15 protein-coding genes are annotated in these 12726 nt (G+C 58.3%); 3 read left to right on the forward strand and 12 right to left on the reverse strand.

Annotated features, from left to right (window positions below; genetic code table 11):
* Positions 1-34: 34 nt before the first annotated feature.
* Together infC and thrS are read right to left on the reverse strand one after the other, a co-directional pair.
* Complete coding sequence (gene infC / locus AC07VO_RS13035) at positions 35-586, reverse strand: translation initiation factor IF-3 (RefSeq protein ID WP_172435341.1); 552 nt, start codon at positions 584-586, stop codon at positions 35-37.
* Positions 586-2508 carry a threonine--tRNA ligase gene (thrS, locus tag AC07VO_RS13040; protein ID WP_007940231.1) on the reverse strand — a complete coding sequence of 641 codons (1923 nt, stop codon included), beginning with the start codon at positions 2506-2508 and terminating at the stop codon, positions 586-588. The genes infC and thrS overlap by 1 nt, the downstream gene beginning before the upstream one ends.
* Before the next feature lie 373 nt (positions 2509-2881).
* Here thrS and AC07VO_RS13045 point away from each other — a divergent pair, with 373 nt between their 5' ends.
* The gene (locus AC07VO_RS13045; protein WP_138867073.1) at positions 2882-3184 is read left to right on the forward strand and encodes a hypothetical protein; all 303 of its coding nucleotides are present in this window, start codon (positions 2882-2884) and stop codon (positions 3182-3184) included.
* Between the two features lie 290 nt (positions 3185-3474).
* Positions 3475-3687 (forward strand): cold-shock protein, encoded by a 213-nt coding sequence (locus AC07VO_RS13050; protein ID WP_003179963.1) that lies wholly within the window; start codon positions 3475-3477, stop codon positions 3685-3687.
* Positions 3688-3752: 65 nt separating this feature from the next.
* On the opposite strand, the gene AC07VO_RS13055 is transcribed toward AC07VO_RS13050, so the two are convergent.
* Positions 3753-4070: an I78 family peptidase inhibitor gene (locus tag AC07VO_RS13055; RefSeq protein WP_018930278.1), complete on the reverse strand. Its 318-nt coding sequence runs from the start codon at positions 4068-4070 to the stop codon at positions 3753-3755.
* 167 nt (positions 4071-4237) lie between these two features.
* Positions 4238-4543, reverse strand: coding sequence for a hypothetical protein (locus AC07VO_RS13060; protein WP_018930280.1), 306 nt, complete (start codon positions 4541-4543; stop codon positions 4238-4240).
* A 132-nt stretch (positions 4544-4675) separates the two neighbouring features.
* Between AC07VO_RS13060 and AC07VO_RS13065 the strand changes: the two genes are divergently transcribed.
* Complete coding sequence (locus AC07VO_RS13065) at positions 4676-4888, forward strand: hypothetical protein (RefSeq protein WP_018930281.1); 213 nt, start codon at positions 4676-4678, stop codon at positions 4886-4888.
* 38 nt (positions 4889-4926) lie between these two features.
* On the opposite strand, the gene AC07VO_RS13070 is transcribed toward AC07VO_RS13065, so the two are convergent.
* The 8 genes from AC07VO_RS13070 to AC07VO_RS13105 form a co-directional block, all read right to left on the reverse strand.
* The gene (locus tag AC07VO_RS13070; protein ID WP_192351491.1) at positions 4927-5955 is read right to left on the reverse strand and encodes a nucleoside hydrolase; all 1029 of its coding nucleotides are present in this window, start codon (positions 5953-5955) and stop codon (positions 4927-4929) included.
* Between the two features lie 33 nt (positions 5956-5988).
* Complete coding sequence (rbsD, locus tag AC07VO_RS13075; protein WP_018930283.1) at positions 5989-6393, reverse strand: D-ribose pyranase; 405 nt, start codon at positions 6391-6393, stop codon at positions 5989-5991.
* A complete protein-coding gene (gene rbsK, locus AC07VO_RS13080) occupies positions 6390-7307 on the reverse strand; it encodes a ribokinase (RefSeq protein ID WP_192351493.1) in 918 nt (305 codons plus the stop codon). The genes rbsD and rbsK overlap by 4 nt, the downstream gene beginning before the upstream one ends.
* Positions 7308-7367: 60 nt before the next feature.
* Positions 7368-8387, reverse strand: a complete 1020-nt coding sequence (locus AC07VO_RS13085) for a LacI family DNA-binding transcriptional regulator (protein WP_019649606.1) — start codon at positions 8385-8387, stop codon at positions 7368-7370.
* 3 nt (positions 8388-8390) lie between these two features.
* Entirely contained in the window at positions 8391-9368 is a 978-nt protein-coding gene (locus AC07VO_RS13090; protein WP_007940220.1) for an ABC transporter permease, read from the reverse strand.
* Complete coding sequence (locus AC07VO_RS13095) at positions 9365-10918, reverse strand: sugar ABC transporter ATP-binding protein (protein WP_192351495.1); 1554 nt, start codon at positions 10916-10918, stop codon at positions 9365-9367. Before AC07VO_RS13095 ends, AC07VO_RS13090 begins: the two co-directional genes overlap by 4 nt.
* Positions 10919-10974: 56 nt before the next feature.
* Positions 10975-11931 (reverse strand): sugar ABC transporter substrate-binding protein, encoded by a 957-nt coding sequence (locus AC07VO_RS13100; RefSeq protein WP_495007567.1) that lies wholly within the window; start codon positions 11929-11931, stop codon positions 10975-10977.
* 176 nt (positions 11932-12107) lie between these two features.
* Entirely contained in the window at positions 12108-12560 is a 453-nt protein-coding gene (locus tag AC07VO_RS13105; protein ID WP_192351497.1) for a hypothetical protein, read from the reverse strand.
* Positions 12561-12726 lie beyond the last annotated feature (166 nt).

Raw genomic sequence — 12726 nt, forward strand, 5'->3', positions numbered from 1 at the left:
AAACATAATCAGAAGGCCTGCCGTGCCCTGTTGATTACTTCTTCTTTTTCGGGGCGATGACCATGATCAGCTGGCGTCCTTCCATCTTAGGATGCTGTTCGACCGAACCGTACTCGAGCAAGTCACCTTCAACTCGCTTGAGGAGTTCCATCCCCAGCTCCTGGTGGGCCATCTCACGGCCGCGGAATCGCAAGGATACCTTGGCCCTGTCCCCGTCACTCAGGAAACGTACCAGGTTGCGCAGTTTTACCTGGTAATCCCCTTCCTCCGTCCCTGGACGAAACTTGATTTCTTTAACCTGAATCTGCTTCTGGTTTTTCTTGGCCGCGGCAATCTGCTTCTTCTTTTCGAAGATCGATTTGCCGTAGTCCATCAGTTTGCAAACAGGGGGTACTGCATCGGCGGAAATTTCCACCAAATCCAGTTTGGCCTCTTCAGCCTTAAGAAGCGCGTCTTCAATTGACACAATCCCAAGCTGTTCACCTTCAGCCCCAATTAACCGAACCTCGCGTGCCGAGATATTCTCGTTGATCGGGGCTTTCGGTGCAGCTCGTTTATCTTGTCTCATTTCACGCTTAATAATAATTACTCCGAATCTGGGCGACCACGCCGGGAAACCGCTTGCGCGAGAAACTCAGCGAACTGGGCGACGGGCATCGAGCCCAGGTCAGCACCTTCACGAGTACGCACAGCGACAGTCTGCATCTCGACTTCCCGATCTCCGATAACCAAGAGATAGGGAACCTTGAGCAAAGTATGCTCGCGGATTTTAAAGCCGATCTTTTCATTTCTCAAGTCAGACTTGGCACGAAATCCGCTTTCGTTGAGAGTTTTTTCAACCTCGGCGGCAAAATCGGCTTGTTTATCAGTGATATTCATAATCACTGCCTGGGTCGGCGCCAGCCACGCGGGGAATGCACCCTCGTAGTGCTCGATCAGAATTCCGACGAAGCGCTCGAAGGAACCCAGGATCGCCCGGTGCAACATCACCGGGTGCTTGCGACTGTTGTCTTCGGAGACGTATTCGGCTCCCAGACGGACAGGCAGGTTAAAATCGAGCTGAAGGGTACCACACTGCCAGACACGGCCGAGGCAATCTTTCAGCGAGAACTCGATCTTCGGACCGTAGAACGCACCCTCGCCCGGCTGCAGATCGTACGGCAGGCCCGCACTATCAAGGGCTGCGGCCAATGCCGCTTCGGCGCGATCCCACAACTCGTCGGAACCGACGCGTTTTTCCGGACGAGTGGACAGTTTCATTTCGACTTCTTTAAAGCCGAAGTCGGCATAGACGTCCATGGTCAGCTTGATGAACGCGGCGGATTCGGCCTGCATCTGCTCTTCAGTACAGAAGATGTGAGCATCGTCCTGAGTGAAGGCGCGAACACGCATGATGCCGTGCAGTGCACCCGACGGCTCGTTACGGTGGCAGGCACCGAACTCGGCCAAACGCATCGGCAGCTCGCGGTAGCTTTTCAGGCCCTGATTGAACACCTGCACGTGGCACGGGCAGTTCATCGGCTTGATGGCGTAGTCGCGGTTTTCCGACTGCGTGGTGAACATGTTGTCGGCGTAGTTGGCCCAGTGCCCGGATTTCTCCCACAGGCTGCGGTCAACGACTTGTGGAGTCTTGATCTCCAGGTAACCGTTGTCGCGCTGAACCTTGCGCATGTACTGCTCGAGCACCTGGTACAGCGTCCAGCCGTTCGGGTGCCAGAACACCATGCCCGGCGACTCTTCCTGGGTGTGGAACAGGCCCAGACGCTTGCCGATCTTGCGGTGATCGCGCTTTTCAGCTTCTTCGATGCGCTGGATGTAAGCCGCCAGCTGCTTCTTGTCCGCCCATGCGGTGCCGTAAACGCGCTGTAATTGCTCGTTCTTGGCATCGCCACGCCAGTAGGCGCCGGACAGCTTGGTCAGCTTGAAGGATTTCAGGAAGCGCGTGTTCGGCACGTGCGGACCGCGGCACATGTCGACGTATTCTTCGTGATAGTACAGGCCCATGGCCTGCTCGTTCGGCATGTCTTCGACCAGACGCAGTTTGTAGTCTTCGCCGCGAGCCTTGAACACTTCGATCACTTCGGCGCGCGGAGTGACTTTCTTGATCACGTCGTAATCTTTCTCGATCAGCTGCTGCATGCGCTGTTCGATGGCGGCCAGGTCGTCAGGCGTGAAAGGACGCTCGAAGGCGATATCGTAATAGAAGCCTTCTTCGATGACCGGACCGATGACCATCTTGGCCGTCGGGTACAGCTGCTTGACCGCGTGGCCAACCAGGTGGGCGCAAGAGTGGCGAATGATCTCCAGCCCCTCTTCATCCTTTGGCGTAATGATTTGCAGCGAAGAATCGCTGTCGATGATGTCGCTGGCGTCGACCAGCTTGCCATTGACCTTGCCGGCTACGGTGGCCTTGGCCAGGCCTGCACCGATGGATGCGGCGACCTCGGCTACGGAAACCGGGTGATCGAATGAACGTTGACTGCCGTCGGGAAGAGTAATAGTTGGCATGGCGCCTCCTCTCCTAGTGGTGACCCCTACCAAAGGTCACGTGGGTTGGGATGAGCCAGTACAAGATCCGATCCAGGCCATTCAATGACGAACGCCTGCCTTACAGCGGCAGGAGCCTTGCGGCCAACCGGAAAACCGAACCAGAGTGACTGGGATTCAAATCAGGGTTATTCGCGCATTTGCCGCTGCCGGGACGGAAGGTCATCCGGAGCCTGCAAACACCCGAGCCAGGCATGCTAGCACAGATGAACGGTCATCGATGCACCGAGGTTTTCTGCTGGGGCAAATCAGGCTTTTTTGTGCCAGAGTGCTGAACTTGAACCCCGTGTCACCCATCAGATAAAAGACATTGACCCGAAAGGAGCATCTCAGCATGCGTCTGAATCGTTTATTCGCAGTAGTCGCCCCCCTCGTCCTGTTGCTGCCGTTGGCCGCCCATGCCGACTGGCCAAAGGGTGAGCGCGAGAAGTACATGGCTCAGTGCACACAGGCGGCTTCCCCTCAGATTGGCGCTGCTGCGGCAAAATCCCACTGCGCTTGTGGCGCCGACGCGATCAAATCCTACCCGGCCAGCGATATTCAGTCGCTGATGGACAACAAGGCCACCCCGGAACTGCAACAAAAGGCACTGGGCGAGATCGCCAAATGCAAGGCCAATGCACCGGCGAAAAAGTGAGGAAAAAGTCCTTTTGACTCGGCCCAACGCTGATAAAAAGTGATGGTTTTCAGCTTTTTCGTACGATTTATGCAGGTTTTACAGCTTTTTTTATTGTCTTTACTTTCGGCTGAAAGCCTTTTAAAACGGGGCTTTCAGCCATACAGAGCAACAAAGAGAACGCGACTGTAGGGCAAACAGCACGTCCGGGGGGCTCCCAAAGCGAACATTTCGACTATGATACTCCGGTGTGCCCAGTTGGCCTGAGCAGCACAGTACTACTGAAAATATATGTTTCTTGGAGATACACCATGTCTAATCGCCAAACCGGCACCGTTAAATGGTTCAACGATGAAAAAGGCTTCGGCTTCATCACTCCTCAAGGTGGCGGTGACGACCTGTTCGTACACTTCAAAGCTATCGAAAGCGACGGTTTCAAAAGCCTGAAAGAAGGCCAAACCGTTTCCTTCGTGGCTGAGAAAGGCCAAAAGGGTATGCAAGCTGCACAAGTTCGCCCAGAGTAATTTTCTGGCGCACTAAAAAAACCCCGTCCATGTGACGGGGTTTTTTATGGGTGAAACAAAAACAATCAGCCGCAGTTGACGCGGGTGACCACCAGATTGCTGTCGGTGCTCAGGTTCAGGCGATCGGAGCGGTACTCCAGAGTCACCATGTCATCAGGCTTGAGAAACCGGGCATTCTGCGCGCCTGCACGGGTACGCGCCTGCTCCAGCAATTCGGGCGAAGCCTTTTTGCCAATGGTGAATTCGGCAGCCTTTGCTTCACAACGGCTGTGGCCGGTATCGGTCGCCACAGGGTCCTTTGCCGACTCGGTGGACGTACTGCTGCAACCGGCCAGCAGAGTGGCGGCCAACAACGTACCCAATGATGCGAGCTTCCAAGGCATGAAGCCTCCTTTCTTTCAAAAATTAAGCAGAGATCGTGCGACCGCCATTTTGGTGTTTGGTTTCAAGGCGGGCGCTATCGCCCTGCCCTCGATCTGGACGAGTGGCGAGTTTGCCTGAGCATCGCCCTGGCGTTCATCCCGCAATCGTCACTGAATATGAACAGCGTTCAATAGACGTCGATGTAGTCGTACGGCGGATTCGGCCAGTTGTCTTTCAGCGCGTTGAAGATCTGCATGACCCACACCTCATCGCTGGCTGCGACCCGTCCGACATAACCCGAGCCCTTGGCCCATGTTTCCAGGCGAAACCGCAGCCCGTCGATATCAGTACCACCCACGACACCCGACGAAATGTAAGCGATGCCGCCCTTGGTGACCCGCAACTGAGTGTGCTCATCGTCGCTGGCAGAGGCCAGTAGCTGACGCACTGCTTCGAGGGTCAAGCCGTCAGGAGTGTTCAAATCGATCTGCACAGCACAATCCTTGAAAATTCGTCAAAGACCAAGTGTCGCATAGCCCTCTCCTGATGCCTAAGTCGGAGTGCCAAACGTCCTGCAAAATGGTTAACTCGACACTCAGACTTTCCCGACTTCACGAGCGCCATCATGACCACCGTAAGCATCGACGCCAATATCACAATCAAGTGGCCACAGGGCCACAGCTCTTACAGCCCGGGCAGTCCGGAAGAGCTGGCAATCATTGGTATCGATTTGCTGGTCAAGGAATTGGGGACACAGGCCGCCCAGACCTTCATAACCCAGGTTCTCGAGAAATACTCCGACGACTATAAGGGCATGAGTGCAACGGATACCGAGTAGCGGAAAACCCCGCAGGCTGGCACCTGCGGGTCTATGGATTACTTCAAGCGAGCTAGGCGCTGGGTCAGCAGATCGAAGAAGCCCTGGGCGTCGCCATTTTCAACCCAGAAGGCATTCTTCGGTGCCTTCAGGCCGTCATACCAGTCGACAACGGTCTGACCGAAGGTCGGCCCTTCTCGACTGTCGACCACCACGTTTACCGAGCGACCGGTAAACAGTTCCGGCTTGAGCAGGTAAGCGATGACCGTGGCGTCATGCACCGGGCCACCCGGAATGCCGTAGTGCTCCATGTCACCTTTGACGTATTCGTTGAGAATATCGCCCACCAGCTTGCTGGCATTGTTGTCCAATGCGGCGATTTGCTGCAGGCGCGCTTCACTGGTGAGGATCTTGTGGGTCACGTCCAGCGGCAGATAGGTCAGTTTGACGCCACTCTTCAGCACCACTTCCGCCGCCTGCGGGTCAGCGAACAGATTGAACTCGGCCACCGGGGTGATGTTGCCACCATTGAAGTGCGCACCGCCCATGATCACCACTTCCTTGATGCCCTGAACGATTTCAGGCTCCTGGATCAGCGCCAAGGCCAGGTTGGTCTGCGGGCCGAGCATGGCGATGGTGATGCTATGGGGTTTGGCGGCCTTCAGGGTATCGATCAGGTAGTTGACTGCATTGCCTTCGGCCAGGCCTTTCTTCGGCTCATGCACGGTGACACCGGACAGACCTTCCTTGCCGTGGATGTTTTCGGCATAGATCGGCGTGCGCATCAGCGGTTTCGGCGCCCCCGCGTACACCGGCACCTCCTCACGCCCTGCCCATTCACGGGCCAGACGCGCATTACGCGAGGTCTTGTCCAGACGCACGTTGCCAGCGACGGTGGTCAGCGCACGAATGTTCAACTCTTCCGGCGAGGCCAGGGCAAACAGCAAGGCGACCACGTCGTCGGCACCTGGATCGGTGTCGATGATCAAGTCGATCTTTTCCGCCGCGTAGGCGCTTGTTGCGGTAATCAGGGACAAAAGCAGCAGACTCCGAAGCAGGTGATGCAGTTTCTGAGCATAGCGAGGCATAGCGCACTCCTTGTGCGTGGGAAGAACGGAAAGTTAGAACGTTACGCCAGCCACCAAAACGATGTTGCAGTACGGCTGACATTCGCCTGTACGAACAATCGCCCTCGCTTGTCGGCTGAGCGCCTTGAATTGTTCATGACTGATCAGCTCGCGCCGGCCAAGCGCACCTTCGGCATTCAGTTCATCCAGCACGCTTAAGGCCGACGGTTTTTTATCGAGAATTTCATGGGCCAGCACATGGCTTTCGACCTGCATTTCGCTGAGCACAACCTTCAAGGTACTGATGAAATCCGGAATGCCATGGGTCAAGGCCAGGTCAATCAACTCGACGCCGGGCGGTACTGGCAAGCCGGCATCGCCGATCACAACGGTGTCGCCATGACCCAGGGATGCGATCAGCCGCGACAACGCGACGTTGAGCAAAGGTGTCTTTTTCATGGTGCTTTAAACGCCTGTACGTCGGACAAGGTAGGAATCGAAGGTTGCGCGCCAGCCCGGGTGACCGACAGCGCAGCGGCGACCTGACCGAAACGGATCGCCTCGGCCTCGCTTTTGCCGGCCGCCAGGGCCGCTGCGAAACCACCGACAAACGTGTCGCCGGCTGCGGTGGTATCGACTGCTTTCACTTTCGGTGCCGGGAAATGCTCGAAGGTGATGCCATTGGCGAACAGCGATCCCTGAGCGCCAAGGGTGATGATCACCTTACCGGCGCCCATGGCGATCAAGCGGGTCGCGGCGGCTTCGGCAGTGCTCAGGGAATCCACCGGCAAACCGCTCAAGGCCGACGCTTCGCTTTCGTTGGGGATCAGGTAATCGATGGCCGCATACCAATCCGCCGGCAGGGGGCGACTGGCCGGCGCCGGATTGAGGATCACGGTCTTGCCCAGCTCACGACCGCGTTTCAAAGCATGGCCGACCGTGGCATCCGGCACTTCCAGCTGGCAGATGATGACATCCGCCGTCTGCAATACGTTGTCGAAACGGTCGATCACCTCAGGGGTCAGCGCGCCGTTGGCACCAGCAACAATCACGATCGCGTTCTGACTGTTGTCATCGACCACGATCAACGCCACGCCGCTGGAATCCTCGACCGTACTGACGGCCTGGCAATCGATCCGCTCGGCCAACAGCGCTCCGCGCAGCGCTTCGCCATAAGCATCGCTGCCGACACAACCGACCATCGACACCTGCGCTCCCAGCCGCGCCGCGGCCACGGCCTGGTTCGCACCCTTGCCGCCGGAAACCGTGGCAAATGACTGGCCGATCAGCGTTTCACCACCATGGGGCAGCCGTGGCGCCCGGGTCACCAGGTCCATGTTCAGGCTGCCTATTACCACTACTTTTGCTGGCATACATCTTTACTCATCAATTCGATTTCAGCGGTGCTTTTTTTGTTTAGCGGTGCTTTCGGCTCAGCGATATTGGGCAAACACACCGGCCAGCGGCGCGGTCGATTCCCGCAGGACAATACTGGGCGTCACGATGCGCTGATCGGTCGCCAGATCCGGCGCGGCGATCCGACGCAGCAACACCTCGGCCGCCATCTCGCCAAGTTGCAGGATTGACTGGCCCACGGTGGTCAACGCCGGATAGACGTAACGGCTCATCTGGATATCGTCGAAACCAATCACCGACAGCTCGGTGGGCACACGAATATTGCGCTCGGCAGCGGCACGCAACACACCGATGCCGATCATGTCGTTGCCGGCGAAGATCGCGCTGGGCGGGTTCTTTTCCAGCAGGATCGCGGCGGCGTTGTAACCGCCGGTGCTGGTGAAGTCGCTTTCCAGCATGCGCTCGCGCGGCACCTCGACGCCCGCCTCTTTCAACGCCCGGCAATAACCGGCCAGACGCATCTGCGCCACGCTGGTACTCGCCGGGCCGCCAATCGTGGCGATGTCCCGATGCCCCAACTCCAGTAAGTGCCGGGTCGCCAGATAGGCACCGTATTCGTGATCGATGCGCACCAGGTCCGCATCGACACCCTCCAGGTCACGGTCGACGATCACCATCGGCGTACGCACGCCCGTCAGGCCTTCGGCCAAGCTGCTGTCACCACCGGCAGACGCTACGATCAAGCCGTCGATGCGTTTTTCCAGCAGCACGCGAAGGTAGCTGCGCTGCTTGTCCAGGTTGTCATCGGAATTGCAGAGAATGACGCAATAGCCATTGCGCTCGCAGTAATCCTCGATGCCACGGGCCAGCTCGGCGAAGTACGGGTTGAGGCTGTTGGGCACCAGTAGGCCGATGGTCGCGGTGGTTTTCGCCTTCAACGAGCGAGCCACGGCGCTGGGCACGTAGTCGAGGCTTTTGATTGCCGCCTCGACCTTGATCCGCACTTCCTCACTGACTGGCCGCGTCTTGTTCACCACATGGGAAACCGTGGTGTAGGAAATGCCCGCGAGTGCCGCTACATCCTTGATCGTTGCCATGACTCAGGTCCGCCGGCTTGCGCGCTGACTGCGATAGGTATCGAGCACCACCGCCACCACGATAACCGCACCGGTAATGATGCGTTTGGTTGGCTCGGTCGCGCCGATCTGCGCCAGACCGGCCGCCAGTACGGAAATGATCAACACACCGAAGAAGGTGCTGATCACCGAACCGCGCCCGCCCATCAGGCTGGTCCCGCCGATCACCACCGCGGCGATCACTTGCAGCTCCAGACCGGAGCCGGCATTCGGGTCCGCCGCTTCCAGGCGAGAGATCTGAAACAACGCAGCGATACCGGCCAACAGCCCCATCAGGCTGAACACCAGGATCTTGTAGGGCTTCGGATTGATCCCCGCCAGACGTACCGCTTCTTCATTGGTGCCGATGCCGATCAGGTAACGACCGAACACCGTACGGGTCAGCACAGCCTGGGCGATGAAGATAATCAGCAAGGCAATGATGAACGACGGCGAGATGCCGAACGCGATCGGATTGGACAGCCAGGCGAAGGCATCACCGATATAAGCGGTGCGCGAACCGGTCATCTGGTATGCCAGGCCCCGCGCCATTTCCAGCACACCGAGGGACACGATGAACGACGGAATCCGCCAGGCCACGGTAATCGAACCGGTGATGGTGCCCGCCAGTGCCGCGGCACCCATTCCCAGCAACGCCGCCGGCAGCACGCTCCAACCCCAGCCGAGAATCGCCACGCTGACTGTCGACGCCGCCAGCGCCAGCACCGAACCCACCGACAAGTCGATTCCGCCGATGATCAATACGAAGGTCATGCCGACCGCCAGCACCATCAGATCGGGAATCTGGTTGGCCAGGGTGCTGAAGGTGTCGTAAGACAGGAAATGGCTGCTCAACACAGAGAACAGCGCGACCATCGCCAGCAAGGCACCGGCCAGGCCCAAGTAAGTGCCGAGGCCGTAAAAATTGCCACTACGTTTGCCGACCAGAGTTGCAGTATTCATGGAAGATCCCTAGGCGCTGCTTCGTTGAGCAACGCATCACGTTTTTGGTAGCCGGCGAACGCGGCGGCAAGCAAATCATCCTGGGTCCAGCTGTCACGCTCGAAGGTGTCGATCAGACGCCCTGCCGACAGCACGCCAATGCGGTCACAGATCAGCATCAGTTCGCGCAGGTCGCTGGACACCACCACCAGTGCTTTGCCCTGACGGGTCAACTCACCGAGCAATGTATAGATGTCGAACTTGGCGCCGACGTCGATGCCTCGGGTCGGCTCGTCGAACAGCATCACCGTGCAGTCGCGTTCGAGCCAACGGCCGATCACCACTTTCTGCTGATTGCCGCCGGACAATTCCGAGACCAATTGCGTCGGGCTGGAGCTGCGAATGCGCATGGCGTCGATCTGACGCTGGGCCAGCGACATCTCGTCACCGTTGTTGACGAAGCCGCCGCTGGAAATCACCGGCATATTGCCCAGGGCAATGTTGGCGCTGATCGATTGCGTCAGCAGCAGGCCTTCGCCCTTGCGATCTTCGGTGATCAGCGCGATGCCATGACCGACCGCGTCGGCCGGCGAACGAATATCCACCACCTGAGCCGGCGACCCCAGCGCGACGGTGCCGCTGTCAGCTGTATCGGCGCCGAAGATCAGGCGCAGCAACTCGGTGCGCCCTGCCCCGATCAAACCGGAGATCCCGAAGATCTCGCCGGCGCGCACTTCGAAAGACACATCGCGAACCTTGTCGGAGCGAGTCAGCCCTTTGACCGTCAAGGCCGGAGCACCGATATTGCGCGGGCCCATGTCGATGTGCTCGCCCAGCTCACGTCCGACCATCAGGGTGACCAGTTGCTCGCTGTTGTAATTGGCCATCGGCTCGACGCACACCAGGTTGCCGTCGCGCAATACCGCGATGCGCTGGGCCACCCGTGCCAGTTCTTCGAGACGGTGGGAAATGTAGATGATCGACACGCCGCGCGCCTGCAGACGAGTGATCTGCTCGAACAGCATTTCGACTTCACGGGCCGTCAGCATCGCGGTCGGCTCGTCGAGGATCAGCACATGGCAATCGCCGATCAGGTTGCGGGCGATTTCCACCATCTGCTGGTGACCGATACCCAGCTCACCGACCAGGGTGTCCGGATCGATGGCATCGAGGCCGACCTGAGCCATGGCCTCGATCGCCGCCCTGCGCAGTTGCTTGCGGCTGATCCAGCCACCGAGGCTGGGCAGGTTGTCGAGGAACAGGTTTTCCGCCACCGACAATGTCGGCAACAGATTGAGTTCTTGCATGACCATGCGCACGCCCAGCTTTTCAGCCTGGCTGCGGCTGCCGGGGCAGTAATCCTGCCCCTGGAATCGCATCTGGCCGGTGGTCGGCGTGACCAGCCCGCCAATGATTTTCGACAGCGTACTTTTGCCGGCACCATTCTCGCCGGTCAGCGCCAGCACTTCGCCGCGCATCAGCGTCAGGTCGATGCCGGTCAGGACAGGTTGAGCGTAGGTCTTACCGATACCGCTGACCGAGAGGACAGCGTTCGGGGCGGAAACTGACATAAAAACTCTCCATGCGCCCGCCCCAAGGGGCGAGCACCGTTGTGTCGCCAGAAAGACTACTTGGTAACCAGCTCTACCGGAGTTTCGATGACGCCGTTGGCGCCGCTATCGACTTTCTCGCCCTTGATGATTTTCAGCGCGGTCTCGATGCCGAATACTGCTTGCCGGGCAGCAAACTGGTCGGCGGTGGCCAGGACGCGGCCATCCTTGAGCATTGGCTTGATCGCATTGATGTTGTCGTAACCGACCACTTGCACCTTGCCGGCCTTGCCGGCGGCACGTACGGCAGAGACCGCGCCGACCGCCATGCTGTCGTTGCCGGCCAGCAGGGCCTTGATGTTCGGGTATTCGCTGAGCATCGACGAGGCCACTTTGCCGCCCTTGTCGATTTCCCAATCGCCGGACTGCAGGGACACGACTTTGATCTGCGCCGCTTCCATCGCATCCTTGAAGCCGGCCGTGCGCTGCTGGGCGTTGGTGGTGGTGGAAACGCCTTCGATGATGCCGACTTCGTCACCGGCCTTCAGTTGCTTGGCCAGGTACTCACCCACCAGGCGCGCACCTTTGCGGTTGTCCGGGCCTACGAATGGAACGGTGATGTTTTTGCTTTTGACGACAGCCGGGTCCAGCTGGTTATCGATGTTGATCACGGTGATACCGGCATCGACTGCTTTCTTGATGACCGGGACCATGGCCTTGGAGTCTGCCGGAGCGATGACCAGCGCGTTGACCTTGGACAGGATCATTTGCTCGACGATGCGCGTCTGGCCGGCCGTGTCCGTTTCGTCCTTGATGCCGTTGGAGATCAGCTCGAAGTCGCCGGAGTGGTCTTTCTGGTAGGCCTTGGCGCCGTCTTCCATGGTCAGGAAGAACTCGTTGGCCAGGGATTTCATGACCAGCGCGACTTTAGGTTTTTCAGGGGTTGCGGCGAATGCCGAAGAGACAGGCAACGCTGCGGATGCGGCAGCCAGCATAGCGACAGAGAGAAGACGTCCAGCGAATGGCAACTTCATGGGTTCACTCCGATCTTATGATTATTCTTAGCAACGCTTGCGCTGGATCATCAATGGATCAACCCATCGACGGCGACCGCGCAAACGTTTGCGTAGACCGAACTATGCGAACCCTGCCGAGATTTGTCAACGACCTGTTCTGTGTATCCGTTGGCAAAAACCAACCCGTTTTTTTATCACGCCGTGGTGTTGACCAGACCGCCACCGCTGGAATCCTTGGCCAGCTCCTTGACCAGATTGCCGGTCACTTGCGCCAGTGCAGCGCTGGTATTGGCGATTTGCCCCTGGATTGTCATGACTGCGCTGGCCTTGGCTTCCGGGGTCGAATAATTCGCCGCCTGAGCGGCCGCCAGTTGCTGTTGCTGTTCGCGCAGTTGCTGCTGCAGTTCCTGCATGCGCTTGAGCAATACCTGCACCGCAATACTCTGACTGCTGGTTTTCTCGGATTTGCTTTCGCTCTGAGCCGCCGCGCCGCCAGCGGTTCTGACCTGCTTGTCGTCGCCCTGCTCTTCGCCCAGCGCCTGGGCCGAGGCGTCGGATGTTGCTTCACTCAAGTCGTTGATGGTCGCCGGGGATTTACCCCCGATAGTGATTGCGCCTGCATTTGCAAAACCGACAGTAAACGACATGTGAACTCCTGAAAAAATAGATCCTTTAAAGGAGCATCGACCTGTGCGGGGTTTTCTTTAGCACCGATTTTCGATTTTGCAAGGCGACCTTCTCAATGAAGGTCGGTGAGCCGAACATAAAAGCTGAACATATTCGGAAACCCGGACAGCCAGGCGCGAAGTATCG

Source organism: Pseudomonas sp. GW821-FHT03E01 (genome assembly GCF_059420765.1).

Coding starts and splice junctions, on each gene's coding strand:
- thrS (WP_007940231.1), bottom strand. CDS start 2,508: ATGCCAACTATTACTCTTCCCGACGGCAGTCAACGTTCATTCGATCAC.
- AC07VO_RS13045 (WP_138867073.1), top strand. CDS start 2,882: ATGCGTCTGAATCGTTTATTCGCAGTAGTCGCCCCCCTCGTCCTGTTG.
- AC07VO_RS13050 (WP_003179963.1), top strand. CDS start 3,475: ATGTCTAATCGCCAAACCGGCACCGTTAAATGGTTCAACGATGAAAAA.
- AC07VO_RS13055 (WP_018930278.1), bottom strand. CDS start 4,070: ATGCCTTGGAAGCTCGCATCATTGGGTACGTTGTTGGCCGCCACTCTG.
- AC07VO_RS13065 (WP_018930281.1), top strand. CDS start 4,676: ATGACCACCGTAAGCATCGACGCCAATATCACAATCAAGTGGCCACAG.
- AC07VO_RS13070 (WP_192351491.1), bottom strand. CDS start 5,955: ATGCCTCGCTATGCTCAGAAACTGCATCACCTGCTTCGGAGTCTGCTG.
- rbsD (WP_018930283.1), bottom strand. CDS start 6,393: ATGAAAAAGACACCTTTGCTCAACGTCGCGTTGTCGCGGCTGATCGCA.
- rbsK (WP_192351493.1), bottom strand. CDS start 7,307: ATGCCAGCAAAAGTAGTGGTAATAGGCAGCCTGAACATGGACCTGGTG.
- AC07VO_RS13085 (WP_019649606.1), bottom strand. CDS start 8,387: ATGGCAACGATCAAGGATGTAGCGGCACTCGCGGGCATTTCCTACACC.
- AC07VO_RS13090 (WP_007940220.1), bottom strand. CDS start 9,368: ATGAATACTGCAACTCTGGTCGGCAAACGTAGTGGCAATTTTTACGGC.
- AC07VO_RS13095 (WP_192351495.1), bottom strand. CDS start 10,918: ATGTCAGTTTCCGCCCCGAACGCTGTCCTCTCGGTCAGCGGTATCGGT.
- AC07VO_RS13100 (WP_495007567.1), bottom strand. CDS start 11,931: ATGAAGTTGCCATTCGCTGGACGTCTTCTCTCTGTCGCTATGCTGGCT.
- AC07VO_RS13105 (WP_192351497.1), bottom strand. CDS start 12,560: ATGTCGTTTACTGTCGGTTTTGCAAATGCAGGCGCAATCACTATCGGG.